Below are 26638 nucleotides of genomic sequence, written 5' to 3' on the forward strand. Positions count from 1 at the left end.
TAAAAAGGAAGTTCGATTAAGTTCGCTCACGTATGGGGCAACATCGAACTACCTCCCGTCCTGGGAGGCACAGTTTGTATGTTGCTGCGACTACTGGATGTGCTAGTACAAATGCTCTTCGGTGGGACGAGTAATCGCAGTCCCAGGCGTTGCGTAACGAATCGCGTACTTAGCCTGTAAGGGTGCTTGCGCCTTTGCTCTTTAATACTGGAAAGTTTTTCATTGTCATCCATTCTAATCATTACTATAATGTAAACCAAAGAGAACATCAGGAGGATACGAAAAATGAAGCGATTAATTTTCCTGCTTATTTTCGCGCTTGCTTTGTCAGCTTGCTCGGCAAATGAAGCAGAAGAGCCGGATGATTCGGCGAGTGAAGACACGAATCAACAAACAGAGGAAGAAATGGAACATAAAGACGAAAGAGCGGAGGAAGAGGAACCTGAGGAGGATGAAGAATCCGAAATAGAAGTAGACGCAGAAGCAGCGAATGAGCCAGAGTATTATATAGCTGAGGATGCAAGTGTCGTCCCTTTAGAAGAAGATATCGATGAAAATGTTGTACTTTTAACGATTGATGATGCTCCAGCGGGATATGCTTTAGAAATGGCGGAAACATTACAGGATTTGGAAGCAGGTGCAATTTTCTTTGTGAATGGTCACTTCCTTGATACACCGGAAGAGGAAGAAGCCTTGAGACAACTCCATGAAATGGGATTTCCAATCGGGAATCATACGTATAATCATCCTTTAATCCCTGATTTACCAGAAGAAGAACAAAAAGAAGAGATAGTAAGTTTGAATGATCGAGTGGAAGAAATTATTGGAGAAAGACCGAAATTCTTCCGAGCTCCTAACGGGATGAATACGGACTATTCTGAGCAAATTGTTGCTGATGAAGGTATGATATTAATGAATTGGACATATGGATACGATTATTTCGAACCTTATATGGATGCGGATAAATTAGCTGAAGCGATGATTTCGGGTGAAGGTCCAGAAGTTGATGTCGATTATTCCTTGCTGAAGCCGGGAGCAAATTTATTAATGCATGACAGGGAATGGACGAATGAGGCGCTTGAGAGAATTGTTAATGGATTAAGAGACAGCGGGTATGAAATTGTTGATCCCCATCTTATTCAAACACTAGATGAAGCAAGTGAAAAAGAATAAATAATCATATGAAATGGAAATAAAGGGAGGAAAAAATTAATGGAGTTTGAAACTCGAGTAACAAAGTTGCTAAATATTAAATATCCTATCATCCAAGGAGGGCTTGCTTACTTAGCTTATTCCGACCTTGCCGCAGCCGTTTCTAATGCAGGTGGTCTCGGACAGATTACCGCGATGACGTTACCTTCACCAGAAGCATTACGCGAAGAAATACGAAAAGTGAAATCATTAACGGATAAACCGTTTGGAGTGAATTATGCAATTGGGCAACACGGCAGATCTTATGAAGATATGGTACAAGTTGCCATAGATGAGAAGGTTCCGGTTATTTCTGTCACTGGAGGTAATCCTAAGGGTGTGCTCGATATGGTAGATAATCATCCAATAAAGAAACTAGTCCTTGTAGCGGCTAGAAGACAGGCGAAGAAAGCGGAAGAACTCGGTGCAGACGCTGTGATGGTTGTTGGGCAGGAAGGCGGAGGGCATTTGGGGCGTTCCGATGTCGGTACCTTTATTCTTACACCACAGGTCGTTGATCATATATCAATACCAGTAATTGCCTCGGGTGGGATAGCCGATGGGCGAGGCTTTATGGCAGCGTTAAGCCTCGGAGCAGAGGGGATTGAAATGGGAACCCGCTTCATTGCAACGAAAGAGTGCCTTGCTCATGACAATTATAAACAAGCAATACTGGATGCAGAAGAAGAGGATACAACCGTTATTAAACGTTCAATTGGCGCTCCTGCCAGAGTGTTAAAGGGACCTTTTGCCGAGAAAATCCTTGAAATAGAAAAGCAGCAACAAGGGTATGAATCATTAAAGGATTACATAAGCGGAAAGGTTAATCATCACTATATCCAAGAAGGCGATGATACAGAAGGGTTTGGTTGGGCCGGACAATCTGCTGCAAGGATACATGATGTTCCGACAGTGGAAAGTTTAATTCAGTCTCTTATAAAAGAAGCAACAGAAATACGTGAACAATGGGCAAAGTGAGGGAAATTTATGAGTTATTCCTATCCAATTGATGAAACGTGGTCACAGCAGGAAATCGTCGATGTCGTTAATTTTTTTAACCTAATTGAGCAAGCGTATGAGAAACAGGTTCGAAGGGATGACATTATTGCTCTATACCGACGCTTTAAGGAAATTGTTCCGTCTAAATCAGAGGAGAAACAATTATTCGCTACATTTACAAAAGCATCGGGCTATGCACCTTATCCTGTAGTGAAACAAGCAAGAAATTCAGAAGTGAAAAATATTCGAATGTAAAAATGCTGGGACATATGTTGCCGTCCCAGCATTTTTTAGCGTTCTTTTACAGCTAATTGATAGAAGGGGATGAGTTCATCGTACGTCGAGATGATTGTATCGAGTAATTGCTGTCCGTCTTGAACCCGTTCATCATCCATCTTTAAGTTTCTGCCAATTAAAAACTCTGCTTTTTTCACATCGCGAAAACGTTCCAGCAGTGACTCCTCTAGTTCATCCAGGGCTATAGAGTTTTTCTTCATATGGTCTATTGAGATAACAAAATCACTTGGCAATTTTTTAATCGCTTCGAAGTTGTTTATAAAACTTTGAGCGATTTTTTGTTTGTTCGGTAATTCGTAAACATGTGCCAGCCAGATAAAGACGCGGTCATCAAACAGGCCTACTTGAAAGTGTGGATGCTTTTTATAACCTCGTTTATTATCGCTAATTGCTAGCCATGTATCTTTTGGAGGATTAACTGTTCTTCTAGCGTGTTTTGCAATATGTAAATACATTTCATTTCCAAGCTTCATGGATAGATTATCTTTTAAAATTTCGCCGAGTTCTCGAAATTTCGGTTGAATGCGAGTTTGGATTGCTTCCATGCGTGCCTCCAAGCCATCGATATGAAATGTGTCAAAATCAGTTTGTTTAAAACCATTAAAATCCATTTGTGTCATCCTTTCTGATGAATGATAACTTAACTTTTGCACCTAAAATATGAATGTAAATCATCCTTAACAAGCATCTACAGTCTTTAAAATATGAACTTAAACATAATTAGTAAAAGGCTTTTCAAAATAACAGATGGTTACTTTCATTCAGCGTAAGTGCAACCTTCTCCTGAAGGTCCGCAGTCCAGACACCTCTCGCTTTCCGCAGGCGGCTGGTGAGCCTCCTTGGGCTGCCGCCCTGCGGGGTCTCACCTATGCCTTTCCTCCTGCAGGAGTCTCGAGGTGTCTGGACTGCTCCGAGAAAAGGCCAAGTTTGGAGCACTACTTTTCCATTTTAGTAAGAGGGCACCTATCATGGTGGGATATTTTCCATTAATAATAATTCTCTCTACCAGTTCAGTTGCCCGGTGGACGGTGACTCCTGCGGGAAAGCACGAGTCCGAAGACCCCTTAGTGCTCAGCCCGAGGCAGACTAAGAACGCTCTCGTATGTGGCAACGTCTGCATTAGCACGTCCTGTGCGTCAAGGCTTCGGCTGTGCCCGCGGAAAGCATCCGTCCACCGGGCAACTGAACGGCGATTAGAACGCCATAATTAGTGAACGAACCAGATACTTACGCTGAATGAAAGTAATAATACTACTTTTGGTTACTTTTGAAATAGAGTTGTTAGGAAAACAGAACAAGCAGTTAGCATTTTGTCTGTAAGCCTAATCGATTGCTGGGCATACTAATTATATGAAGCGATAGCTAACGGTTTTAGACTGTGAAAGCCGAGTAATAATAATTATTAAGTAATGGATTCGATTTGTCAATGAATCGATATTACAGAGATGATTCGCTTGTATCTAAGGGGACAAACCCATTAGAATAGAGGTTTTTAGCTAATTGAATGTTTAAATTGTAAAGGATATGGGAAAACCTATTTTAAGAAGCTAGTTCTAAATATTGGCGAACTTCCTTTAAGAAATCTTCATAAACTAAATTAAAAGAGCCATCGTAATCACTTAGAGAGGTGTGATTAGAATGAAATATTTAATGCAAGCAATCGAAAAACAAGAAGCTAAACTTAAACTGCCGGTAATTCGAATGGAAATAGATTATGAATTAATGAATCTTTACGAAGCCATGGAGGCAGGAGATAAAACGGAAATGATCAAAGTTAAGCAGAGGCTTAGCTCGTTACGTCACCAGCTGATTGAAATTACAAAAAATGAAAATAAGTAAACAGGAGGACTTCGTATTTATTACGGTATCATTGCGGTGGTCAAATAAATACGAGGTCCTTTCATTATGACTTGGGCAGTACGTTTGGTACAATGAGGGGAGAAGAGAGAGATTTTGGGGGGATAGACACATGGATAAAATTAATCGAGACAAACTTTATCTGGACGCCAAAGCTTGGGTGTTGGAAGCTGGTGAACAGATAAGAAATAAAATAAATGAACCAAGAGTTATTGAAACGAAATCAAACCCGGATGATCTCGTAACTGAAATGGATAAACAAACAGAGAAGTTTCTTGTTGAGAAAATTAAAGCTACTTATTCAGATCATTATATTATAGGTGAGGAAGGATACGGCGATGAGCTTACTTCTTTACAAGGCACTGTCTGGATAATCGATCCAATCGATGGAACGATGAATTTTGTTCATCAGCAGAAGAACTTTGCGATTTCCGTCGCGGTCTTTCATGATGGAATTGGTGAAATTGGATTGATTTATGATGTGATGGCTGATGAATTGTACCATGCTAAGCGTTCCGAGGGTGCTTTTAAGAATGAGGAATTGTTGCCAGAACCGAGACAAGACTTAAAACTCGAAGAATCAATTGTTGATATGAACCATTATTTCCTCTGTCCGAACCGGATTGTTGATGAGAAAATTATGCATCAGATGATTCGCACTGTTCGAGGAAGCCGGACGTACGGTTCTGCGGCGCTTGAGCTAGCCTATGTTGCTGAGGGAATAATTGATGCCTATTTATCCATGCGTCTTGCTCCATGGGATATCGCGGCTGGTGTAGTGATCGTTAATGAAGTTGGAGGAAATGTGACAACATTAGACGGAGAAGAATTGAATATGCTTGGGAATAATTCTATTTTAGCATGTAATCCAAAAATTCAAGAACAATTACTTACGTTTATAAAAAATGGCCGAAAGTGACTGTATGCACGCAGTCACTTTTGCTTTTTCTTGAGGGTAAGTCCATAACCCATCAAACCGAATGCGAGTAAGATGAATAAAATGATCAAGGGAACACTACGTAAAGCGATAGCGAATCCTACCGCTATAAACATAAAGACAACTAATAAGGCCAAACTAAAGAATTTCCAATTAAACGTTTCCATGTTTACACCTCGATTTCTATTAACCATCTGTAGTATATCGAAAAACGAGGAATACTTCAAAGATGTAAAAAATATTTGCTTCTGTTATTTATCTATGCTACTATAAATAAGCAGTTTTTGCTGAGGAACGTATACAAGATTTCTGAAAGCCAGAAAGTACTTGACGAAGAGACTCAATCATGCTATAATTTAGTAGTTGAATGAGATTTATATGATCTAAAGACAAGCAGAAGCACCCGCTTCTCACCTGCTCGACACCATTTGTGTAGTTGACTGGTTTCTCTCAAGATATTAATGATTAATTGACAGGGAAACGTGTGGGTGCATTTTGTACCGACACTTTTTTATGTGAGTAAATAGATTGTCTGAAATGATCAGCAACAAAAATATTCGGAGGTGGCTTGAGATTAGCAAAGAGAGTTTAAATGTAAATGAAAGAATCCGCGCAAGGGAAGTACGTCTAATCGATTCCAATGGTGAACAACTAGGTGTGAAATCGCATAAAGAAGCTATGCAAATTGCTCAAACGAGAAATTTAGACTTGGTTTTAGTGGCACCTAATGCAAAACCACCAGTTGCCCGTATTATGGATTACGGAAAATACCGTTTCGAAATGCAGAAGAAAGAAAAAGAAGCACGGAAGAAACAACGAGTTATTAACGTGAAAGAAGTACGGCTTACACCAGGAATTGGCGATCATGACTTTGAAACGAAACTGAAAAATGCTCGGAAATTCTTGGAAAAGGGCGACAAGGTGAAGGTAGCTGTGCGCTTCCGCGGAAGAGCTATTACTCATAAGGGGCTTGGCCGTGATGTCCTTGACCGCTTTGCTGAAGAAGTAAAAGATATTGCAATCGTTGAACAGAAGCCTAAGATGGAAGGGCGTAATATGTTCATGATGGTTGCGCCATCAACTGAAAAATAAGATACGTTATTTTCTTAGTAAGAAATACTGCTTAATTTTACTTTAGGAGGAAATTCGGATGCCAAAAATGAAAACCCACAGAGGGTCTCAAAAACGTTTTAAAAGAACTGGAACTGGAAAATTGAAAAGATCTCATGCATATACAAGTCACTTATTTGCAAACAAATCACAGAAACAAAAACGTAAACTTCGTAAAGGTGCGGTCGTTTCCCGTGGAGATCAAAGACGCATCGATTCCATGATTCCTTAAGTCATGGAAATACTGAAATAAATTTGGATTAGAATTGTACTAGGAGGGAATTTAAAATGGCACGTGTAAAAGGTGGAACAGTAACGCGCAAACGTCGTAAACGCGTCCTTAAATTAGCTAAAGGATATTATGGTTCAAAAAGTAATTTATTTAAAGTAGCAAAACAACAGGTGATGAAATCCGGTCAGTATGCATATCGTGACCGCAGACAAAAGAAACGTGATTTCCGTAAATTATGGATTGCACGTATTAACGCAGCTGCTCGTATGAATGATATGTCATACAGCAAATTAATGCATGGTTTGAAATTAGCTGGTGTTGATATTAACCGTAAGATGCTTTCTGAACTAGCGGTAAACGATGCACAAGCATTTACACAGTTAACGGATAAAGCTAAAGAAGCTTTAAGTAAATAATAAAAAGGTCAAATTCCAACTCAAACGGAATTTGACCTTTTTTAATTTCCCGAGGTCCGTAGTCCCGATGCCTTCGCTTTCCGCATGCATCCGGCAAGTCTCTGCCTCTGGCGCCAGTGGCAATACAGGCGTTGCCAAATGACTGGCGTTCTTAGTCTAACCTCGCGCTATCGTGCTGTGGGATCTTGCAAGGCCTATGAAACCCAGAGAAGTCTCAAGGTATCGGGACTCCAGAATTTGGAGAGGAAGTTACTCCTTCATCACAGTTATATGATAAAGTGAAACTTCATTCAGTGGGGGTTTCCTTCCCTCCCCACTGAATGTTAGTTGAACAGAATCAGGTATTTACGGACTGTATATCCCCCACCTTAACATTTTGGTTATCCCTCTTGTTTAGAGGTGGGGGTATGACGGACTGTTAATACGTGATAAAGTGAAACTTCATTCAGTGGGGAATTCCTTCCCTCCCCACTGAATGTTAGTTGAACAGAATCAGGTATTTACGGACTGTATATCCCCCATCTTAACATTTTGGTTATCCCTCATGTTTAGAGGTGGGGGGTATTACAGACCGTTAATACGTGATAAAATTACAACATAATAGAAAGGGAGATTTTTTATGTATGATTCTATGTTGGTTTATGTTCTAGTTGTAAATATTTTTACGTTTTTTCTGATGAGAATTGATAAGCAGAAGGCGATCAAGCAACAGTTCCGTATTCCGGAAAGGACTTTCTTTCTGTTATCATTTTTAGGTGGTGCGCTCGGTACATATATCGGCATGCAACTGTTTCGTCATAAAACAAAACACGCATCGTTCGCGGTTGGAATCCCAGTGCTGATCATTTGGAATGCTGGTGCTTTTATCTACCTATTCGTAAACATGTCATAATCGGCTCATTGCCTAACATATAATAAATGGTAAAGCGAATATGAAGAAGGAGGAGGAGCATGGAGGCATTAGGAGCGAATCTTCTCACCTATGTTGAGCTTGGCGGCTTGTTTGCACCAGTCCTATTCATTTGTTTTCATTTACTCCGACCATTATTTTTTATTCCTGTTGTTTTTATCTGTATCTCGGGAGGAATATTTTTCGGACCGTTTGCAGGTGGTTTGTATTCTTTAATCGGTATTACGTTATCAAGTATTTTATTTTATGGAATCTATACGAAAATGCCGAACGCTATGGATCGCATTTTTCGTATAAAGCAACGTTTGCTTGGAGACAACAAAGAACTTACAAAATCTCAAATTCTGTTACTTCGATTAGTGCCCTTTATTCATTTTCATTTATTATCCCTTTGCCTGATTGAAATTTCGTCCAGCTTCAGAGATTATACAAGAACTTCTCTCCTTACAAACATTCCACTCGCCTTCATTTATACATCAATTGGCGGCACCTTTTCTACCTTGTCCCCTTATACAATCACCGGATTAATGGTACTTCTGCTTATTTTTCTCTATTTATTACGCAGGAAAGAAATCATTATCAAATGGCAGGATTTTTTCTCCATGGAACAACCAAAGCACACATCGAAAGCTTGATGTGTGCTTTGGTTTATTCTAAGGGGGTTAACACAAGTTCGCTGATCGGATGTTTCCATTCAATTTTCGCATAAGGATAACGTATTAATAATTCATTTTCTAAAAAGTATAGATCTTCTCTCGTAATCCCATTCAATTCAATCGGATGGCAGACACTGACATGGATATTCGTTACCTCAAATGAATCTTCAGCAATACCGACATATTTTTCCCCGACAAACGTACAACCCTTATATACAAAACGTAAATTCTTTTTACTGTTCTTCGGTTCATCATCAAGGTAGAATTGCTTTAGGTCTTTAGCAATTCGTATCTTTCTATCCGAACTTCTCAAGTACTCAATCCAAGTATAAACAAGGAGAATAATTGCAAGCAGAATAAGAATGCGGAATAATAGTACAAGCATGTGTAATCGTCTCCTTACTTATTATATAATTCAAGTACGAAAGGAAGAGGGGAAAGGTTTCACTTTTAAAAAAATATTAGATAAAATGAGGTGCAGAATATTGAATTGGGAAAAACTATATAACATGCAGCAGGAATTGGATAATTATATTGCCGATAATCATGAGTTGGAAGGGAAAGACTTATATCATGAAAGACATTTGGCTTTCCTTGTAGAGCTTGGGGAGCTTGCAAATGAAACTCGTTGCTTTAAATTTTGGAGTAAGAAGGCACCGAGTGACAGGGAAGTAATTCTAGCGGAATATGTGGATGGGATTCATTTTCTCTTGTCAATCGGTTTAGAGAAGGGTTATCGATACGATAGTGGAGAAGCTGTTGGAACTGAAAATGAACGGACGAAACAATTTAATCACGTTTTTATCGTAGCAGCTGCTTTTAATCAGCATCCAACAGAAGAAGGGTACGTTCAATTGTTTGAGGAATTCATCCATTTAGGTAAATTGCTCGGATTTAACGAAAAAGATATTTATAATGCCTACTTGGAGAAAAACGAAATCAATTATGAACGGCAAGACCAAGGATATTAAAAGGAACTATAAGTCCACCCATATCCGCATAATGATAAATAAAATTTACGGAAACTCTAATTTTTATTATGTAAATAAAAAACGCCTAAACCCATATATATCAAAGGCTTAGGCGTTATTATGGGACATGTAGGGATCGAACCTACGACCCACTGATTAAGAGTCAGTTGCTCTACCGACTGAGCTAATGTCCCGTCAACTATTTAATGATATCACATAATAAAAAGAGATGCAAGACATTTATTAGATTTTTTCTACTAAAAAAATCGTTCTGTGGGAGTATTTGTTAAGATTAATTTACTTTCGTTTTTTTAATTAAGAAAGTTGAGTATAATAGGTTTATACTTTAAGTCACAGTAAAGGAGAGATATTAGAACATGGCAAAATTAGATGAAACATTAACGATGTTGAAAGATTTGACCGACGCGAATGGTATCCCGGGAAATGAGAGAGAAGCGAGAGAAGTATTTGAAAAGTATATTACGCCCTACGTAGATGAAATGATAACAGATAACTTAGGCAGCTCCATTGCAAAAAAGATTGGAGACGAAAATGGACCAAAAATTATGGTAGCTGGTCATTTAGATGAAATAGGCTTCATGGTTACGCGTATTGATGATAAAGGGTTCATTTACTTCCAAACGGTTGGTGGTTGGTGGAACCAAGTCATGCTTGCCCAGCGTGTGACGATTATGGGTTCAAAAGGAAATGTCACCGGTGTTATCGGTTCAAAACCACCGCACGTGCTCTCAGCAGAAGCGCGTAAGAAGCCATATGAGATAAAGGATATGTTTATCGACATCGGGGCATCGAGTAAGAAGGAAGCAGAAGAATTTGGTGTTCTGCCGGGTCAATCGATTGTTCCTTATTTTGAATTTACACAATTAAAAAATGAGAAAATGCTGATGGCGAAAGCTTGGGATAACCGAATTGGTTTAGCTATTGCTATCGAGGTATTAAAACAACTTCAAGACGTGGATCATCCAAATATCGTCTACGGTGTCGGAACGATTCAGGAAGAAGTTGGGCTTCGTGGGGCGAAAACAGCAGCACATAAGATTGAACCAGATATCGGCTTTGGTGTTGATGTGGGGATTGCTGGTGACACACCAGGCATCTCTGATAAGGAAGCGGATAGTAAGTTGGGGGATGGGCCACAAATTGTTCTCTATGACGCTTCGATGGTCTCCCACAAAGGCTTACGGGATTTAGTTGTGAAAACAGCGGATAAACAAGGGATTCCTTACCAGTATACGTCAATTGCCGGCGGTGGAACAGATTCCGGCTCCATTCATTTAACTGCAAATGGAGTACCTTCTTTATCTATAACAGTTGCAACTCGTTATATTCATTCTCACGCAGCAATTTTACATCGTGACGACTTTGAAAATGCGGTTAAATTAATTGTAGAAGTTATTAAACAACTTGATAAGGATAAGGTGAAAGAACTTATACTCGCATAACAATAGAAAAAACAAGGTGTGCATCGACACCTTGTTTTTTTATCAGGCTAAATAATTGTTCATCACTTTTGTTACATAATTTCTTGTTTCATTGAATGGCGGAATGCCACCGTGTTTATCGACATTTCCTGGGCCAGCATTATACGCTGCAAGAGCAAGCTCCATATTTTGATTATAACGGTCCAGCATTTGTCTTAAATATTTTGTGCCGCCTAAAATATTTTCCCGTGGGTCATAGGAGTTAGCAACACCTAAACCTCTTGCAGTACCCGGCATTAATTGCATAAGACCCTTAGCACCGGCACCACTTGTTGCACGAGGATTAAAGCCGGACTCCGCTTGGATCACACTTCGGATCAGCCGCTTATCAATATTGTATTTCTCGCTCGCTTCAACGATATAATGATCAAAAGCAGTTGCCTTCAAAGGGGACGAACGGTTAGCCTGATGACTCGGTTGGCTCAAATTATCCGGTCGTTGAAAAGGTACCGATCCAAGAGAGGATAGAGCAGGTGGTGTGAGCGCCCTTGCTTGGTCGATTTTACTCTGTAGTAATTGATTGAAAGTAAGTTCTGCAAAAGATGAACTGGAGTGTGCACTGCCTGAGCTCATTGTTTGCATAGCTTGTAGCTGCATAAGCTGGTTTAAGTCTCTGATTTCCAATATAATCCCTACTTTCTCTACTACAATCTTACTAGGATTTCGCACATATTTCAATCGTTAAAAGGGACATAAGGCGTTTATTTTACGCCGTCATGTCCCAATTTGTTCATTATTTTCCCAAATCTTCTTTTGTCGGTCCCATGACTCCTGGAACTTTAAGTCCCGCTTGGCGAAGGAGTACTGTCATTTGACCGCGATGGTGAGTCTGGTGATCGATTAATGTACGAAGAATCGCTCCCCGGGCTGTTGGCCTGCCATGCTGATCCACTTCCTCGGTTAAACTTTCATCAGAAAATGCAAGCGATACTTTTTCGGCAATTTCACTACTCACTGCTTCGTATCCTTCTGCGATTTCTTTAGCTGTGCTAGGAAGTTTTCCTGAATCTCCCACATTGTTCAGTTCCAGTCCTAACAGACCTGCAAAATAAGCGGGAGCGGTTGCCAAATGCCAGCCTAACCATCTTAACGTGTTATGCCCTTTTACAATTGCTTGATCCAATGTTTCATCTGTTACTGCTTCGAGAACTCGCAACGTTCCTGCGCTTGCACCTTGCCAATCTTGAAGAAAATCTTCTACTTTCCGATACATTGAATAACCCCTTTCACTTTTGGTTATCCATAGTTTATCAAGAATATCGTGAAAGTAGTAGGGAAAAGTATCCTTAGGAGCCTGCGGTAGCTTGCTTTACACCAGATTCTAGTGATTCTACCATGTCTTGCTTCATTGTTTGGTCAGCTTGCTGCCAGATTAACTCAAATAATACACCAAGTCCTGGCAACATTTTTTCTTCTCCATTTTGTATCGCATCTACAATCGTTGCTTCCAGTTGGGATTGATCATTTGTCGATATATTACTGAGAATTGCTTTGCGTAAATTTAAATCCATTTTGTTTACCTCCTTAGTTCTTTGATTCATGAAATTAGTTTGACCAAATGGTTTCTAAATATGTATGATAAGAAAAAAGAACAGGATAAGGATGAAGACGTTGATTACATCATTGACAAACGGAAAAGTTAAGGCTTGGAGAAAGCTTCACAAACGAAAAGGGCGCAAAGAACAGCAAATGTTTCTCGTTGAAGGGTCACATCTTGTGGAAGAAGCCTGGAAAAGCGGACAGGAAATAGTAGAAATCATCGTGGAGGAGAGTGTTCCGCTTCCTGCTTGGAGTAATGACCTTCCTGTAGAGCGTGTTTCTAAACAAGTATTTGAACATATCTCTCAGACGACAACACCCCAAGGAATAGCGGCTGTTATTATGATGCAGCCGCATAGAAGTGTCACGGGTAATCAGCTTGTGATGCTTGATGCGATACAGGATCCTGGAAATTTAGGGACAATTATTCGTACGGCAGACGCTGCTGGTATGGATGCTGTCATTCTGGGTAAAGGTACAGTTGATTTATACAATGATAAAGTCATCCGTTCAACCCAAGGGTCACTCTTTCATATCCCAGTTTTTGAAGCTGATTTGACAGAAGAAATACCTTCATTGAAAGGGAGAGGGTATGAGATATGGGCAACTGCACTGGAAGATGCGCGTTATTATCAGGAGATGAAGACGCCGGATAAAATTGGACTAGTACTTGGAAATGAAGGCGCGGGCGTTCAGCAAGAATTGCTTAAGCAGGCGGATGAACGGGTGAAAATCCCAATCTACGGAAAAGCAGAATCATTGAACGTGAGCATTGCTGCAGGCATCCTCATGTATCGCCTGAAAGAATAGGCTTGCAAGCTGCAAGAAAATTATCTATAATGGATGAAGTGAAGCGTTAATTGATTGTATAAATAAACGTATGAATAGAAAATGTGTTGAAAGAGCTAGGTTATATCCATGACGGTAATGCAGGGAGGAAATGTCTGAGACTGAAAACATTTCTATTACTGGGATAGGACCATTTCACTCTGGAGCAGGCACTTGGACCTTGTTTCGTACAAGTAAAGGTGCGCCCGGATTTTATAATCCGTTATCAAAATGTGAGTTGGACAATATATGTTGTCAACAAGGGTGGTACCGCGAAATAATAGCCTCGTCCCTTTATTGGGATGGGGCTTTTTTAATTGTTTAAAAGTATTCTAAGGAGGGTTCACACATGAAGGAGCAGTTGGAGACAATTCAGCAAGAAGCACTTGCTAAAATTGAAGATGCTGAAGGAATGACAAGCCTTCAAGATATTCGAGTCGCTTATTTAGGGAAGAAGGGTTCGATCACGAAGGTCTTAAAAGGAATGGGACAGCTTTCCCCAGAAGAGCGTCCAGTTATTGGAGAAATGGCTAATAAAGTACGTAATATCATCACTGAAGCAATTGAAGAGAAGGCCGCTAAACTAGAAGAGGCCGCTTTGAATGAACAGTTAGAATCGGAAACGATTGATGTGACACTACCGGGTCGTAAGGTCAACGTTGGAGGACCGCATCTCTTAACAAGTATTGTGGAGGAAATCGAGGATTTATTCATCGGTATGGGCTATGAGATCAAGGAAGGCCCAGAGGTAGAAACAGATTATTATAACTTCGAAGCACTTAATTTACCGAAAGATCACCCGGCCCGCGATATGCAGGATTCATTCTATATTACGAACGAGTTATTGCTACGTACACATACTTCTCCTGTTCAAGCACGAACAATGGAAAGTTATAAAGGCGAACGGCCATTTAAAATGATTTGTCCGGGGAAAGTATATCGTCGAGATAGCGATGATGCAACACACTCCCATCAATTTACACAAATTGAAGGTCTACTCGTCGATAAAAACGTCCGGATGAGTGATTTAAAAGGAACATTAGATAAATTTGCTAAACAGATGTTTGGAAAAGACCGCGAAATTCGTCTCCGTCCAAGCTACTTCCCATTTACAGAGCCATCTGTGGAAATGGATATTTCCTGTAAAGTCTGTAATGGTGATGGGTGTAGTGTATGCAAAGGAACAGGCTGGATTGAAATATTAGGTGGCGGAATGGTCCATCCGAAAGTTTTGGAAATGGGCGGATATGATCCGAGCGTATACAGCGGTTTTGCTTTTGGAATGGGTCCAGAGCGAATTGCTATGTTGAAATATGGTGTAAGTGATATTCGTAGCTTCTATATGAACGATATCCGATTCTTAAAACAGTATCATCACGCATAGGGAGGAAAAAATAAGTGTACGTATCCTATAACTGGTTAAAAAATTATGTTGATTTAGGAGATATTTCTCCAGAAGAGCTTGCAGAGCGAATTACAAAGTCTGGAATTGAAGTGGAAGGAATTGAGTACGTCGGAGAAAAGGTGAACGATGTTGTTGTCGGACATGTCCTAACTTGTGAGCAGCATCCGAATGCCGACAAATTAAATCTTTGCCAAGTAGATGTTGGAACAGAAACCTTACAAATTATATGCGGCGCCCCGAACGTGGCTGCAGGTCAAAAAGTTGTCGTAGCCAAGCCCGGTGCTGTCTTACCAGGTAATTTTAAAATTAAAAAAGTGAAATTACGTGGCGTGGAATCAAATGGGATGATTTGCTCTTTACAGGAATTGGGAGTGAAAGAAAAGTTCGTTCCCCAAGAATTCGTAGACGGTATTTACGTTTTCCAGGATGAAGTAGAAATCGGTGAGGATGTTACTCCGCTTCTCAACTTAAACGATGTGGTATTTGAACTCGATGTACTTGCCAATCGGGCAGATGCGTTAAGCATGATGGGGGTAGCGTATGAAGTAGCAGCTATTCTTGATGAACAAGTCACATATCCAGATGAAACGATTGAAAGTAATGAAAGTGAGTGTGCGGAAGATTATGTAACCGTAGAAGTGGCAGCCCAAGAGTTAAACAAATATTACGGGGCATTTATCATTAAAGATGTTGTGATTAAGCCTTCTCCTTTATGGATACAGAACTATTTACTTGCAGCTGGTATCCGTCCGATTAATAATGTAGTTGATATTACGAACTATGTCTTGCTCGAATACGGCCAACCACTTCATGCGTTTGATTATGATAGATTTGCATCAAACACGGTGTTGGTTAGACGTGCGAATGAAGGGGAAGAAATTGTTACCCTTGATGGTCAGACTCGCAAATTGACGCGTGAGAATCTTGTCATTACCAATGGTTCGGTACCGACTGCGCTTGCTGGAGTAATGGGTGGACTTGATTCGGAGGTAACGGATGAGACGTCGACTATTTTACTAGAAGCAGCCTATTTTGACGGTACGACTGTCAGAAAGACAGTTAAACAAACTGGTTTACGGAGCGACTCAAGTACCCGCTTTGAAAAAGGAGTTGACCCGAAACGGGTAAGAAAAGCCGGCGAAAGAGCTTGCCATCTACTTGAAAAATATGCAGATGGAAAAGTTTTGCAAGGTTTAAGTGAATATGATGGCCTTGATTATTCGGAGAAAACAGTTGTCATTGAAACGGATCGTGTGAATGAAAGACTTGGTTCCTCTATGAAAAATGAGGAGATTGCTGACATCTTGCATAGATTGCAATTCATTTTTGAGCAAGATGGCACAACATTCACGATTCAAGTACCGACAAGAAGACAGGATATTACAATCTTTGAGGATATGCTTGAGGAGATCGCTCGTATTTATGGCTATGATAACTTGCCGTACACCTTACCTAAAGGGGAAGGGCAAGTAGGTGGCCTGAATCACGTACAGCAATTAAAACGAAATATCAAATCATTACTTGAGGGATTAGGATTAATGGAAAACAGAACCTATTCCTTGACGGATGAACATGATATTGAGAAATTAATCAGCCCGGAGATTATCAAAAAGTCACCAGTTCCAATTGCACTGGCTAGGCCGATGAGTGAGGATCATAAATATCTCCGTCTAAGCATACTCCCAGGGCTTCTTCAATCCCTATCATATAATCAAGCAAGAAACCAGATGAATATTGCTTATTATGAAATTGGGTCAATTTTTGTATCTGAAGAAGAACAAATTACGAAGCAACCGGAAGAAATTCTTCGTGCTGCAGGTGCGATAACGGGGAACTGGGTTGACCATCCATGGCAAGGGGAAGTAAAACTGGTGGACTTCTATGTTGTAAAAGGAATTGTTGAAGGGTTATTTGAACAGTTGAAGTTATCTATCCAATTTGAACCGGTAAAGCTTGAGGATATGCACCCAGGCCGAACAGCGGTAATTAAACAAAACGGTCAGGTTATCGGTTTCCTCGGACAGGTTCACCCACTCCTTGCAAAAAGGTTAGATTTAAAGGAAACTTATGTATTTGATATCAATTTAGATGCAGTATTTGCAGAGTATGAAAATGAACCGAGCTATACAGAAATTCCAAGATACCCAGCGATTTCACGGGATATTGCCTTTATCCTTGATAAGGAAGTTTTAGCAGGCGACGTTCAAGCAAGAATTGCCGAAATAGGTGCACCATTAGTTAAGTCTGTTGCTGTATTTGATGTTTATGAAGGGGAACATTTAGAGGCTGGTAAGAAGTCAATCGCTTATCATCTCGTTTATCAAGATCCGGAGAAAACATTGAAAGACGAAGAAGTGGAAGCATCTTATCAGGAAATTGTAAAAGCCATATCCGATGAATTTAATGGTTATGTAAGATCTTAAAAAACCAAAAAGCGTTGTAGCATGGATCATAAGTCCGCTACAACGTTTTTACTTCTTCAATACGTAACGATGAACCTAATGAAACATCCACAGTCGTTGAAGAATATAACCAGACATAATTAAAGTTTTTCAAAACGAACGACTTATACTTTCATTCAGCGTAAGTGTCTTTGCTCGTTTATTTAATTTTGCGCTCTAATCGCCGTTCAGTTGCCCGGCGGACGGATGCTTTCCACGGGCACGGCCTCAGCCTCCTCGGAAGAAAACCGCTTCCTGCGGGGTCTTCGGACTCGTGCTATTCCCGTAGGAGTCACCGTCCGCCGGGCAACTGAACTGGTCTAAAGGATTATTTTAAAAAGAAATTATTCCGTTATGATAAGGAAGGATTATACTTCAGGAATATTAATCAGTAATCCAAATCACGCCTTTCCTGGGAGCAGTCCAGACACCTCAAGACTCCAGCAGGAGGATAGGCATAGGTGAGACCCCGCAGGGCGCCAGCCCGAGGAGGCTCACCAGCCGCCTGCGGAAAGCGAGAGGTGTCTGGACTGCGGACCTCCGGGAGAAGGTTGCATTTACGCTGAATGAAGGTATTAGTTGGAAAGCGGAGGAAGCTATGAGGATTATGTAGAGCGAAATGTCAGTTTTTTGGATTGCACTAAGGGAGGGCTGATTGTCCCAAACTCCAAAAGCAGGGGTAATTATAATACTTCTTTTTAGAAACAAAAAATGATATGATAAATGGTAGTGATTTTGGCGGGGGGATCAACATGACAGAACGTGAAAAGAACAGGATTACAGTGGAAATCAATAACAGAACATATACAATCATGGGTAATGAACCAGCAAGTCATGTGAAGTTGGTCGCGAGTCTTGTTGATCAGAAAATGAATGAAATTAAAGACCATAATCCGCATTTAGATACAACAAGGCTGGCCGTACTCACAGCTGTAAATACGATGAACGATTATGTGAAATTGAAAGAAGACTACGCAAAATTAGTCGGATCAATTGCGAGGAAAGAGGAAAAATAAGATATGTTTGATTTAATCTTAATTATATTACTTCTATTCGGTCTGTTTATTGGCCTGAATAGAGGGTTTATTTTACAGCTATTTCATTTGATAGGCTTTATAACAGCTTTTATTATCGCGGCAAGGTACTATGATGACTTAGCTATTCGGTTGGAACTTTGGATTCCATACAAGGAACTAAGCGCAAATATCTGGCCTGAATTCCTACAAGGGTTACCGATTGAAATGGCATTTTATAATATCATTTCATTTGCAGCTTTATTTTTTGCGGTAAAAATAATCTTGCAGATTGTTGCAAATATGCTTGATTTTGTTGCGGCAATCCCGCTTATTAATCCGGTGAATAAGATTCTTGGTGCAGTTTTAGGTTTTTTAGAAATTTATTTAATTGTGTTTGTCCTTCTATATGTACTTGCCTTAACACCAATTGAGACTGTACAATCATATATTAATAATTCATCGTTGGCTTTACTCATACTGGAGCAGACTCCATATTTCTCCAATAAAGTGTTTGACTTAGTAAAAGTGTATTTATAAGAGCGGTTCGTCGTATTAGTATTGCTACTGGATTACATGTACAATAGTAGTAAACGGTACGGAATCGGTCTTTTTTTATTGAAATAACAATAAAGCAGGTGAATGGATTGCTCGTAAATAAGAAAGATGTTATTCGTTTATTAGAACAAATTGCTATTTACTTAGAATTAAAGGGTGAAAATCCGTTTAAAATATCAGCCTATCGCAAGGCTGCCCAAGGATTGGAAACAGATGAACGGTCACTTGACGAAATTGATGATATGACGAAAATAAAAGGGATTGGAAAAGGAACAGGCGCAGTCATTACCGAATTCATGAAGGAAGGAAAATCGACAGAGCTTGAGAAATTGCAGGAAGAGGTTCCGTCTGGATTAATTCCCCTTCTCCAGTTGCCAGGACTTGGTGGCAAGAAACTTTCCAGATTATATAAAGAGTTGAATATTGTCGATGCAGACAGTTTGCGAACTGCATGTGAGAATGGGGAGGTCGAAAAGTTATCTGGTTTCGGGGCTAAAACAGTGAAGAATCTACTAACAGCGCTGGACGAGGTTGGAAAACGCCCGGAACGTCTATCGATTGCAGTAATGCTGCAAATCGCCGGGAAAATAGAAAACTATTTGGATAATATAGATTGGATTACCCGCTACTCTATTGCAGGTAGCTTAAGACGAATGCGTGAAACAATCAGGGATATCGACTTTATTATTTCAACAGATGAACCGGAGAAGGTACGTGAAGCACTACTGTTACTCCCTACGGTAAAAGAAGTGATTGCCGAGGGGGATACAAAGGTGTCTGTTACACTGGAAGAAGAATATGATATCAATGTCGATTTCCGTCTTGTAAAGGACGAGGAATTTACAACAACACTTCATCACTTCACAGGTTCGAAGGAACATAATGTAGCGATGCGCCAATTGGCGAAATCCCGTGGAGAGAAAATTAGTGAATATGGAGTTGAAGTGGAAGCAACGAACGAAATACTCACATTCCCTGATGAAAAGACATTTTATGAACATTTTGGTCTTCCTTATATCCCGCCTGAAATACGAGAGGGAACGACTGAACTTGAACAGTTTCAAGAGACCCGGGAATTGATTGAACTAGAAGCTATCCGCGGAGACTTACATATGCATACGACGTGGAGCGATGGGGCACAAAACTTGGAAGAAATGGTTCTAAAGGCTATGGAGAAAAGCTACGAATATATTGCCATCACGGATCATTCTAAATTCCTTCGGGTAGCGAATGGATTGAACGAAGAACGTCTTCGGAAACAATGGGAGGAAATTCAGCTATTAAATGAAAAATATCCTGATATTCATATTTTCACCGGGGTTGAGATGGATATTTTACCAGATGGAACTCTTGATTTTGAGGACTCCTTTTTAAAAGAACTGGATTTCGTGATCGCGTCCATTCACTCAAGCTTTAACCAAAGTGAAGAAAAAATGATGGAGCGATTATATCAAGCACTTGAAAACCCTTATGTAGATATGATTGCACATCCGACCGGAAGATTACTAGGACGCCGGGACGGCTACCGGGTCGATATGGAAAAGTTGATCGAAAAAGCGAAAGAAACAAATACAGCGCTTGAAATCAACGCCAATCCGAATCGACTCGATCTTTCAGCAACACATGCAAAAATGGCTCAAGAAGCTGGAGTAAAGCTGATTATTAATACCGATGCCCATAGCTATGAAACGCTTGCATTTATGGAGTTTGGAGTCCGAACCGCCAAGCGGGGCTGGATTCAAAAAAGTACGGTATTGAACACCTTACCTCTAGCAGAGCTTAAAGCTTATTTAGATCGAAATAAATAGAGGTGAAGTAAATGAACGAACGTGTACTTCATGTACTCGAGTTTGATAAAATAGTCGAACAATTAAAGGAGCAAGCAGAAACATCACTTGGCAAGGAAAAGGCTGCACATATTTTCCCTGAAACAGATCTAGACAAGGTGAATCGGCTTCAGGAAGAAACGGATGAAGCGGCTCAAATTTTGCGCCTCAATAAGGTGATTCCCTTTGGAGGAATCCGTAATATCCGAGAGAGCCTAAAACGCAGCGTAATCGGTGGCGTCTTATCTGCCTCGGAATGCCTTGATATAGCGAATACAATGTATGGTGGAAGACGGGTGAAGGATTTCCTTGAAGATTTGGAAGAAGAGATTCCAATCTTGAAACAATTCGCAGAAGATATTGCTCCAATGCGTGAGATGGAGCAGGAAATCCGCCGTGCCATCGATGAAAATGGAGACGTACTTGACAATGCATCAAGTAAATTAAGAAGTATTCGTTCTCAGATAAGAACATTTGAGGCCAGTGTCCGAGAAAAATTAGAAGGGTATACGAGATCTCATGCGAAGATGCTTTCAGACGCTATTGTTACAATTCGTAATGACCGGTATGTATTGCCTGTGAAGCAGGAATACCGGGCACAAATCGGGGGAATCGTCCATGACCAATCCTCTTCCGGCCAGACCCTTTTTATGGAACCTCGGGCAGTGGTCGATTTAAATAATAAATTGCAGCAAGCAATCCTAAATGAAAGACAAGAAATTGAACGAATTTTAACAGAGCTTTCGAACCAAATTGCTGGAGTAGAACCAACGATTTCCAGCAATTTAGAATTACTGGCTACGATCGACTTCATTGCAGCAAGGGCAAAGCTTGCAAGCAAAATGAAAGCAAGTAAGCCGCGGATGAATGATAAAGGGATTATTAAGATGAAACAAGCCCGCCATCCGCTCATCCCAGATGATGAGGTTGTCGCTAATGATATTGAAATCGGAGAAGAATATACGGCAATTGTTATTACAGGACCGAATACAGGGGGGAAGACTGTTACATTAAAAATGGTTGGCCTCTGTACATTAATGGCCCAATCTGGTTTACAAGTCCCAGCCTTTGATGATTGTGAGCTTGCCGTTTTTCAAACTGTATTTGCCGATATTGGTGATGAGCAATCGATTGAACAGAATCTAAGTACATTTTCTTCCCATATGAAAAATATCGTTTCGATTATGGAAGAAGTGGATGACGCGTCTCTTGTACTCTTTGATGAACTAGGCTCAGGTACAGATCCGAGTGAAGGAGCTGCACTTGCTATGGCCTTGCTTGATGAAGTGATCGCTCGTCGTGCGCGAGTCATTGCTACAACACATTATCCAGAATTGAAAGCTTATGGCTATAATCGCGATCATGTCATTAATGCGTCGGTTGAGTTTGATGTCGAATCATTAAAGCCGACATACCGTCTCTTGATTGGTGTTCCAGGAAGGAGTAATGCATTTGAAATATCAAGACGTCTCGGATTACAAGCAGAACTTATTGATAAGGCAAAAAGCTTAGTTGGCATCGATTCAAAAAGTGTTGAAAATATGATCGCATCACTTGAAAAGTCGCAAATCGCTGCGGAAAAGCAGTATGAGGAAGCTCATGAAATTTTACTTGAGAGTGAGAAAATGCGGACCGAATTAGAAAAAGAGTGGCACACTTTTGAGCGGAAAAAAGAAGAGCTGTATAGAAAAGCGGAAGAGAAGGCAGAAAGAGCATTAAAACAAGCACGGGAAGAAGCGGAAATCATTGTCGAAGAAATCCGTAATATGAAAACGAATGCTGGCCTGAAAGAACATGAGTGGATTGAAGCGAGGAAGATGCTGGAAGAGGCTCACCCACAATTAATTAGCAAATCTAATCCAACGAAACAGGAAGTGTCGAAAGAGAACAAACCATTAAAACCTGGTGATGATATTAAGTTGCTTACAGTCAATCAGCAAGGTGTCGTACTGGAGCAATTAAATGATCAAGAATATATGGTTCAAGTTGGTATTATGAAAGTAAAAGCAAAACGGAAAGACCTACAATATGTTGGAAGACAAAAGCAAGAACCCGAACGAACCGTAGCAACAGTTAGAGGTTCCAATGCTCACGTGAGAACCGAACTTGACCTGCGGGGCGAGCGTTTTGAGGATGCCCTTCACCGGCTGGAGAAATATATTGATGATGCACTACTTGCGGGTTACTCAAAAGTAACGATTATCCATGGGAAAGGAACCGGAGCACTTCGTTCAGCTGTACAGGATTTTGCTAAACAACATCCAGCCATATCATCTGCTAGGTTCGGCGGCAGTGGTGAAGGTGGCAGCGGGGTTACCGTTTTAGAACTTAAATAAAAGGTAGGGATGTCCGTATGAATGGTTTTTGGGAAAATATTATCGTAATTACAGCAGCAAGATATAGTGTTGTTGTCTTATGTACGCTTATATTTCTTACTGTGTTTGAGCTGGTAACATCCTATAAAAATTGGGAAGAGATTCGTAAGGGGAATCTTGCAGTAGCAATGGCAACAGGTGGGAAAATCTTTGGCATTGCTACGATTTTCCGTTATTCCATCGAGCATAACGATTCCCTGCTTCAGACGATTGGCTGGGGAACATTCGGTTTTATTTTATTATTAACTGGTTATTTTATCTTTGAATTTCTTTTACCGACAATTAAAGTGGATGAAGAGATTGGAAAAGGAAATGTAGCGGTTGGATTATTATCGATGATCTTTTCCATCGGGATTGCTTTTGTCATTGGCGCAAGTATTGGTTAGAAAGGGGAAGCAGGATGGTTTTTGAACGGTTAGCAAAGATTTTAATTGGTGTTGCGATTGCATTTTTACTTGTTGGCTTATATTATATTTTCAGGTAAAATAAAAAAATATCTTAAATTTGATAAATAAAATTTCTAAAAATAGAAATTAATCGATATAATGATTATAATAGATAAAAAGGAGGAGATGAAATGGAAGCAACAAAAAATTGGTATGCCCACTACCCAGAAGAAATACCGCGAAGCATCCAATATGATGAGAAGCCTTTAGATTCCTATCTTGAGGAAAGTGCTTCTTTCTACCCGGAAAAGAAAGCGCTTTATTTCATGGGAAAAGAATTAACATACCAAGAATTACATTCTCAAGCGAAGCAGTTCGCGAATTATTTACAATCTCTCGGTCTAAAAAAAGAAGATAAGGTTGCAATTATGCTTCCGAACTGTCCGCAGGCTGTAATTAGTTATTATGGTATCCTGATGGCAGGGGGGGTTGTTGTACAGACAAATCCGCTTTATACAGAGAGAGAGCTCGAGTACCAGATAGCCGACTCTGATGCAAAAGTGATAGTTTGTCTAGACATACTCGTGCCAAGGGTAAGCAATGTACAAGAGAAAACAAATTTAGAGCATAAGATTGTAACCGGCATCAAAGATTATTTGCCATTTCCGAAAAACTTGATTTATCCATTTATACAGAAGCGCGAGTACAACATGGTAGTGAAAGTAGAGCAGAGTCCGGATACCCACGTATGGGAAAGTATAATGAAGACCGCTAAAGCCGAATATAAAAAAGTCAAAATCAATCCTAAGGAGGATCTTGCTCTCCTGCAGTATACCGGTGGAACAACGGGCTATCCGAAAGGCGTCATGCTTACCCATTATAACTTAGTTGCTAATTTACAAATGTGTGAAGCTTGGCTTTATAAGGCTGAGCAAGGGAAAGAAGTCGTTCTTGCAGTACTTCCATTCTTTCATGTATATGGCATGACGACAGTAATGAATTTCGGTGTAAAGCAAGCGTCGAAAATCATTCTGATGCCGAAATTTAATCCAGAAGATGTCTTGAAAGTGATTGATAAACAAAAGCCTACCTTATTTCCTGGTGCACCAACGATTTATATCGGCTTGATTAATCACCCTGATATTGAGAAGTATGATTTATCCTCAATTAGAGCGTGCCTAAGTGGTTCTGCACCACTTCCGCTTGAAGTGCAAGAGCAATTTGAAAGACTTACTGGTGGAAGGTTAGTTGAAGGTTATGGGTTGACTGAAACATCCCCAGTAACCCACGCTAACCCCATTTGGGGAAATCGGATAAATGGTAGTATCGGTCTCCCGTGGCCTGATACCGATGTTAAAATTGTTAAGACCGGTACAGATGAAGAAGTAGAAATTGGTGAAGTCGGTGAGTTGGCTGTAAAAGGACCACAAGTGATGGTCGGTTACTGGAAAAATGAAGAAGAAACAGCCAACGCCCTCCGTGACGGTTGGTTTTATACAGGTGATATGGGTTACGAGGATGAAAACGGTTACTTTTATATTGTTGACCGGAAGAAGGATATGATTATAGCTGGCGGTTATAATATTTACCCACGGGAAGTCGAGGAAGTCCTCTATGAACATCCGGCCATCCAAGAATGTGCAGTAGTGGGTGTACCTGATCCGTATCGCGGCGAAACGGTTAAAGCATTCATCGTTCTTAAAGAAGGGAAGCAAGCGACAGAAGAAGACCTGAATAGGTTCTGTCGTGATAATCTTGCAGCCTACAAAGTCCCTCGCAGGTACGAATTCCGTAAAGAACTCCCAAAAACCATAGTTGGTAAAATTCTCAGAAGGCAACTAGTTGATGAAGAGGTCAAACAGCAAGACGAACAAATCGAACCAGTATAATTCAAGAAATCTTTGCAAAAACATTGACACTTAACAGGTAAACGAATAAAATGGAATTATGAATGAACAGTCATTCATAATTCCATTTTTTATACAGCAATCACGCCCTAAATCAGCTAGGCACAATTTTGAGAACTTAAAGATTAGCTAATCACTTTCATTCAGCGTAAGTATTTTGTGCATTCATTTTATTGGCGTTCTAATTACCGTTCAGTTGCCCGGCGGACGGATGCTTTCCACGGGCACGGCCTCAGCCTCCTCGGAAGAAGTTCGCTTCCTGCGGGGTCTTCGGACTCGTGCTTTTCCCGTAGGAGTCACCGTCCGCCGGGCAACTGAACTGGTAAAGATGATTATGATGAATGGAAGTTATTCCATCTCGATTAAAATTATACTTCTAGAATACGAAATAGTGTTCCAAATTTGGCTTTCCCCTCGGAGCAGTCCAGACACCTCGAGACTCCAGCAGGAGGATAGGCATAGGTGAGACCCCGCAGGGCGGCAGCCCGAGGAGGCTCACCAGCCGCCTGCGGAAAGCGAGAGGTGTCTGGACTGCGGACCTCCAGGAGAAGGTTGCATTTACGCTGAATGAAAGTAATTGTCAGGTTATTTATTTTGATTTTATATGAACGAAAAGCTAGAAACATGTTAAGGAGAAAACAATGAAGAGCAATAAGCCAAAATACCAACAGATTATCGAAGCTGCAGTTAAAGTAATTGCAGAAAATGGTTATCATGCATCACAAGTTTCAAAAATCGCGAAAGAAGCAGGCGTAGCCGATGGAACGATTTACCTATATTTTAAGAATAAAGAAGATGTGCTCGTTTCCGTTTTTGAAGAGAAAATGGGGCAATTTATAGACAAGATTGCCAAGGCAACGAGTGAGCAAGCTAATGCCAATGATAAATTGAAAGTTTTAATAGAAATGCACTTTAGTCAATTGGAAGAAAATCCTGATCTCGCTATCGTCACCCAACTAGAATTAAGACAATCCAATTACTCTTTGCGATTACAAATCAATAATGTGTTAAAGGCCTATTTACGTGTCATTGATGAAGTTATTGAAGAAGGGATGAAAGACAAACAATTCCGTAGCGATATCAATCCAGCACTCATCCGGCAAATGATTTTCGGAACGCTTGACGAAGTAGTGACGAATTGGGTGATGAAGGATAGGAAATTTACTTTAGTCGATCAGGTGGATGAGGTACACAAATTTTTAACAAATGGTTTGAAGGCTTAATAAAACGCCGTTTAACGATAATAACTCGAATAAAAAAATAGGATGATACATTATTATTC

28 protein-coding genes, 1 tRNA gene and 1 other annotated feature are annotated in these 26638 nt (G+C 40.3%); of the genes, 22 read left to right on the plus strand and 7 right to left on the minus strand.

What is annotated here, in order from left to right; genetic code table 11:
* Positions 1–285: 285 nt before the first annotated feature.
* Genes SPD53_RS00005 through SPD53_RS00015 form a run of 3 tightly spaced genes read left to right on the plus strand, consistent with a single transcriptional unit; the run spans position 286 to position 2445 of the window.
* Entirely contained in the window at positions 286–1173 is an 888-nt protein-coding gene (locus SPD53_RS00005; protein ID WP_336251316.1) for a polysaccharide deacetylase family protein, read from the plus strand.
* Positions 1174–1212: 39 nt separating this feature from the next.
* Entirely contained in the window at positions 1213–2169 is a 957-nt protein-coding gene (locus SPD53_RS00010; RefSeq protein ID WP_336251317.1) for an NAD(P)H-dependent flavin oxidoreductase, read from the plus strand.
* A gap of 9 nt (positions 2170–2178) precedes the next feature.
* The gene (locus SPD53_RS00015; RefSeq protein ID WP_156857996.1) at positions 2179–2445 is read left to right on the plus strand and encodes a UPF0223 family protein; all 267 of its coding nucleotides are present in this window, start codon (positions 2179–2181) and stop codon (positions 2443–2445) included.
* A 35-nt stretch (positions 2446–2480) separates the two neighbouring features.
* Here the strand turns inward: SPD53_RS00015 and SPD53_RS00020 are convergent, their stop codons facing one another.
* Positions 2481–3098, minus strand: a complete 618-nt coding sequence (locus tag SPD53_RS00020) for a YktB family protein (protein ID WP_336251318.1) — start codon at positions 3096–3098, stop codon at positions 2481–2483.
* A 1027-nt stretch (positions 3099–4125) separates the two neighbouring features.
* Here SPD53_RS00020 and SPD53_RS00025 point away from each other — a divergent pair.
* Together SPD53_RS00025 and SPD53_RS00030 are read left to right on the plus strand one after the other, a co-directional pair.
* Positions 4126–4326: a hypothetical protein gene (locus SPD53_RS00025; protein WP_156857994.1), complete on the plus strand. Its 201-nt coding sequence runs from the start codon at positions 4126–4128 to the stop codon at positions 4324–4326.
* Positions 4327–4456: 130 nt separating this feature from the next.
* Positions 4457–5263 carry an inositol monophosphatase family protein gene (locus SPD53_RS00030; RefSeq protein ID WP_336251319.1) on the plus strand — a complete coding sequence of 269 codons (807 nt, stop codon included), beginning with the start codon at positions 4457–4459 and terminating at the stop codon, positions 5261–5263.
* A gap of 14 nt (positions 5264–5277) precedes the next feature.
* Here the strand turns inward: SPD53_RS00030 and SPD53_RS00035 are convergent, their stop codons facing one another.
* Positions 5278–5448 (minus strand): DUF5325 family protein, encoded by a 171-nt coding sequence (locus tag SPD53_RS00035; RefSeq protein ID WP_336251320.1) that lies wholly within the window; start codon positions 5446–5448, stop codon positions 5278–5280.
* A 218-nt stretch (positions 5449–5666) separates the two neighbouring features.
* Positions 5667–5800, plus strand: a sequence feature (ribosomal protein L20 leader region).
* Between the two features lie 18 nt (positions 5801–5818).
* On the opposite strand from SPD53_RS00035, the gene infC reads away from it, so the two are divergent.
* From infC to SPD53_RS00060, 5 genes are all read left to right on the plus strand, one after another.
* Positions 5819–6373 carry a translation initiation factor IF-3 gene (infC, locus tag SPD53_RS00040; protein ID WP_156858005.1) on the plus strand — a complete coding sequence of 185 codons (555 nt, stop codon included), beginning with the start codon at positions 5819–5821 and terminating at the stop codon, positions 6371–6373.
* Positions 6374–6431: 58 nt separating this feature from the next.
* Positions 6432–6623: a 50S ribosomal protein L35 gene (gene rpmI / locus SPD53_RS00045; RefSeq protein ID WP_156857991.1), complete on the plus strand. Its 192-nt coding sequence runs from the start codon at positions 6432–6434 to the stop codon at positions 6621–6623.
* Positions 6624–6679: 56 nt separating this feature from the next.
* Complete coding sequence (rplT, locus tag SPD53_RS00050) at positions 6680–7039, plus strand: 50S ribosomal protein L20 (protein ID WP_156857990.1); 360 nt, start codon at positions 6680–6682, stop codon at positions 7037–7039.
* Between the two features lie 619 nt (positions 7040–7658).
* Entirely contained in the window at positions 7659–7931 is a 273-nt protein-coding gene (locus tag SPD53_RS00055; RefSeq protein WP_336251321.1) for a DUF1294 domain-containing protein, read from the plus strand.
* A 59-nt stretch (positions 7932–7990) separates the two neighbouring features.
* Positions 7991–8584 carry a TVP38/TMEM64 family protein gene (locus SPD53_RS00060; RefSeq protein ID WP_336251322.1) on the plus strand — a complete coding sequence of 198 codons (594 nt, stop codon included), beginning with the start codon at positions 7991–7993 and terminating at the stop codon, positions 8582–8584.
* Between the two features lie 13 nt (positions 8585–8597).
* On the opposite strand, the gene SPD53_RS00065 is transcribed toward SPD53_RS00060, so the two are convergent.
* Complete coding sequence (locus SPD53_RS00065) at positions 8598–8990, minus strand: sigma-w pathway protein ysdB (protein ID WP_156857988.1); 393 nt, start codon at positions 8988–8990, stop codon at positions 8598–8600.
* Between the two features lie 100 nt (positions 8991–9090).
* Between SPD53_RS00065 and SPD53_RS00070 the strand changes: the two genes are divergently transcribed.
* Positions 9091–9576, plus strand: coding sequence for a dUTP diphosphatase (locus SPD53_RS00070; protein ID WP_336251323.1), 486 nt, complete (start codon positions 9091–9093; stop codon positions 9574–9576).
* 121 nt (positions 9577–9697) lie between these two features.
* On the opposite strand, the gene SPD53_RS00075 is transcribed toward SPD53_RS00070, so the two are convergent.
* Positions 9698–9770: transfer RNA gene (locus SPD53_RS00075), tRNA-Lys, on the minus strand.
* A gap of 183 nt (positions 9771–9953) precedes the next feature.
* Here SPD53_RS00075 and SPD53_RS00080 point away from each other — a divergent pair.
* Complete coding sequence (locus SPD53_RS00080) at positions 9954–11039, plus strand: M42 family metallopeptidase (protein WP_336251324.1); 1086 nt, start codon at positions 9954–9956, stop codon at positions 11037–11039.
* A 42-nt stretch (positions 11040–11081) separates the two neighbouring features.
* Here the strand turns inward: SPD53_RS00080 and SPD53_RS00085 are convergent, their stop codons facing one another.
* From SPD53_RS00085 to sspI, 3 genes are all read right to left on the minus strand, one after another.
* Positions 11082–11756: a lytic transglycosylase domain-containing protein gene (locus tag SPD53_RS00085; protein ID WP_370459817.1), complete on the minus strand. Its 675-nt coding sequence runs from the start codon at positions 11754–11756 to the stop codon at positions 11082–11084.
* A 55-nt stretch (positions 11757–11811) separates the two neighbouring features.
* Complete coding sequence (locus tag SPD53_RS00090) at positions 11812–12291, minus strand: DinB family protein (RefSeq protein ID WP_188857052.1); 480 nt, start codon at positions 12289–12291, stop codon at positions 11812–11814.
* Positions 12292–12364: 73 nt separating this feature from the next.
* The gene (sspI, locus tag SPD53_RS00095; protein ID WP_156857849.1) at positions 12365–12589 is read right to left on the minus strand and encodes a small acid-soluble spore protein SspI; all 225 of its coding nucleotides are present in this window, start codon (positions 12587–12589) and stop codon (positions 12365–12367) included.
* A gap of 91 nt (positions 12590–12680) precedes the next feature.
* Here sspI and SPD53_RS00100 point away from each other — a divergent pair, with 91 nt between their 5' ends.
* The 10 genes from SPD53_RS00100 (at position 12681) to SPD53_RS00145 (ending at position 26579) form a co-directional block, all read left to right on the plus strand.
* Positions 12681–13427 carry a TrmH family RNA methyltransferase gene (locus SPD53_RS00100; protein WP_336251325.1) on the plus strand — a complete coding sequence of 249 codons (747 nt, stop codon included), beginning with the start codon at positions 12681–12683 and terminating at the stop codon, positions 13425–13427.
* Positions 13428–13794: 367 nt separating this feature from the next.
* Complete coding sequence (gene pheS / locus SPD53_RS00105; protein WP_336251326.1) at positions 13795–14829, plus strand: phenylalanine--tRNA ligase subunit alpha; 1035 nt, start codon at positions 13795–13797, stop codon at positions 14827–14829.
* Between the two features lie 14 nt (positions 14830–14843).
* Positions 14844–17273, plus strand: coding sequence for a phenylalanine--tRNA ligase subunit beta (pheT, locus tag SPD53_RS00110; RefSeq protein ID WP_336251327.1), 2430 nt, complete (start codon positions 14844–14846; stop codon positions 17271–17273).
* Positions 17274–18043: 770 nt separating this feature from the next.
* Positions 18044–18307 carry a cell division protein ZapA gene (gene zapA, locus SPD53_RS00115; RefSeq protein ID WP_188857048.1) on the plus strand — a complete coding sequence of 88 codons (264 nt, stop codon included), beginning with the start codon at positions 18044–18046 and terminating at the stop codon, positions 18305–18307.
* A 3-nt stretch (positions 18308–18310) separates the two neighbouring features.
* Complete coding sequence (locus SPD53_RS00120; RefSeq protein ID WP_336251328.1) at positions 18311–18844, plus strand: CvpA family protein; 534 nt, start codon at positions 18311–18313, stop codon at positions 18842–18844.
* Positions 18845–18951: 107 nt separating this feature from the next.
* The gene (gene polX, locus SPD53_RS00125; protein WP_336251329.1) at positions 18952–20670 is read left to right on the plus strand and encodes a DNA polymerase/3'-5' exonuclease PolX; all 1719 of its coding nucleotides are present in this window, start codon (positions 18952–18954) and stop codon (positions 20668–20670) included.
* An 11-nt stretch (positions 20671–20681) separates the two neighbouring features.
* Positions 20682–23024, plus strand: coding sequence for an endonuclease MutS2 (locus SPD53_RS00130; protein ID WP_336251330.1), 2343 nt, complete (start codon positions 20682–20684; stop codon positions 23022–23024).
* 17 nt (positions 23025–23041) lie between these two features.
* Entirely contained in the window at positions 23042–23449 is a 408-nt protein-coding gene (locus SPD53_RS00135) for a DUF350 domain-containing protein (protein WP_156857856.1), read from the plus strand.
* Between the two features lie 191 nt (positions 23450–23640).
* The gene (locus tag SPD53_RS00140; RefSeq protein ID WP_156857857.1) at positions 23641–25338 is read left to right on the plus strand and encodes a long-chain-fatty-acid--CoA ligase; all 1698 of its coding nucleotides are present in this window, start codon (positions 23641–23643) and stop codon (positions 25336–25338) included.
* A gap of 659 nt (positions 25339–25997) precedes the next feature.
* On the plus strand, positions 25998–26579 hold the full coding sequence (locus SPD53_RS00145; RefSeq protein WP_156857858.1) for a TetR/AcrR family transcriptional regulator: 582 nt from the start codon (positions 25998–26000) through the stop codon (positions 26577–26579).
* Positions 26580–26638: the final 59 nt, after the last annotated feature.

This window comes from Oceanobacillus sp. MO10714A (assembly GCF_037072045.1).
Lineage (GTDB): Bacteria > Bacillota > Bacilli > Bacillales > Amphibacillaceae > Oceanobacillus > Oceanobacillus indicireducens.

Coding starts and splice junctions, on each gene's coding strand:
- SPD53_RS00005 (WP_336251316.1), top strand. CDS start 286: ATGAAGCGATTAATTTTCCTGCTTATTTTCGCGCTTGCTTTGTCAGCT.
- SPD53_RS00010 (WP_336251317.1), top strand. CDS start 1,213: ATGGAGTTTGAAACTCGAGTAACAAAGTTGCTAAATATTAAATATCCT.
- SPD53_RS00015 (WP_156857996.1), top strand. CDS start 2,179: ATGAGTTATTCCTATCCAATTGATGAAACGTGGTCACAGCAGGAAATC.
- SPD53_RS00020 (WP_336251318.1), bottom strand. CDS start 3,098: ATGGATTTTAATGGTTTTAAACAAACTGATTTTGACACATTTCATATC.
- SPD53_RS00025 (WP_156857994.1), top strand. CDS start 4,126: ATGAAATATTTAATGCAAGCAATCGAAAAACAAGAAGCTAAACTTAAA.
- SPD53_RS00030 (WP_336251319.1), top strand. CDS start 4,457: ATGGATAAAATTAATCGAGACAAACTTTATCTGGACGCCAAAGCTTGG.
- SPD53_RS00035 (WP_336251320.1), bottom strand. CDS start 5,448: ATGGAAACGTTTAATTGGAAATTCTTTAGTTTGGCCTTATTAGTTGTC.
- infC (WP_156858005.1), top strand. CDS start 5,819: ATGATCAGCAACAAAAATATTCGGAGGTGGCTTGAGATTAGCAAAGAG.
- rpmI (WP_156857991.1), top strand. CDS start 6,432: ATGCCAAAAATGAAAACCCACAGAGGGTCTCAAAAACGTTTTAAAAGA.
- rplT (WP_156857990.1), top strand. CDS start 6,680: ATGGCACGTGTAAAAGGTGGAACAGTAACGCGCAAACGTCGTAAACGC.
- SPD53_RS00055 (WP_336251321.1), top strand. CDS start 7,659: ATGTATGATTCTATGTTGGTTTATGTTCTAGTTGTAAATATTTTTACG.
- SPD53_RS00060 (WP_336251322.1), top strand. CDS start 7,991: ATGGAGGCATTAGGAGCGAATCTTCTCACCTATGTTGAGCTTGGCGGC.
- SPD53_RS00065 (WP_156857988.1), bottom strand. CDS start 8,990: ATGCTTGTACTATTATTCCGCATTCTTATTCTGCTTGCAATTATTCTC.
- SPD53_RS00080 (WP_336251324.1), top strand. CDS start 9,954: ATGGCAAAATTAGATGAAACATTAACGATGTTGAAAGATTTGACCGAC.
- SPD53_RS00090 (WP_188857052.1), bottom strand. CDS start 12,291: ATGTATCGGAAAGTAGAAGATTTTCTTCAAGATTGGCAAGGTGCAAGC.
- sspI (WP_156857849.1), bottom strand. CDS start 12,589: ATGGATTTAAATTTACGCAAAGCAATTCTCAGTAATATATCGACAAAT.
- SPD53_RS00100 (WP_336251325.1), top strand. CDS start 12,681: ATGAAGACGTTGATTACATCATTGACAAACGGAAAAGTTAAGGCTTGG.
- pheS (WP_336251326.1), top strand. CDS start 13,795: ATGAAGGAGCAGTTGGAGACAATTCAGCAAGAAGCACTTGCTAAAATT.
- zapA (WP_188857048.1), top strand. CDS start 18,044: ATGACAGAACGTGAAAAGAACAGGATTACAGTGGAAATCAATAACAGA.
- SPD53_RS00120 (WP_336251328.1), top strand. CDS start 18,311: ATGTTTGATTTAATCTTAATTATATTACTTCTATTCGGTCTGTTTATT.
- SPD53_RS00130 (WP_336251330.1), top strand. CDS start 20,682: ATGAACGAACGTGTACTTCATGTACTCGAGTTTGATAAAATAGTCGAA.
- SPD53_RS00135 (WP_156857856.1), top strand. CDS start 23,042: ATGAATGGTTTTTGGGAAAATATTATCGTAATTACAGCAGCAAGATAT.
- SPD53_RS00140 (WP_156857857.1), top strand. CDS start 23,641: ATGGAAGCAACAAAAAATTGGTATGCCCACTACCCAGAAGAAATACCG.
- SPD53_RS00145 (WP_156857858.1), top strand. CDS start 25,998: ATGAAGAGCAATAAGCCAAAATACCAACAGATTATCGAAGCTGCAGTT.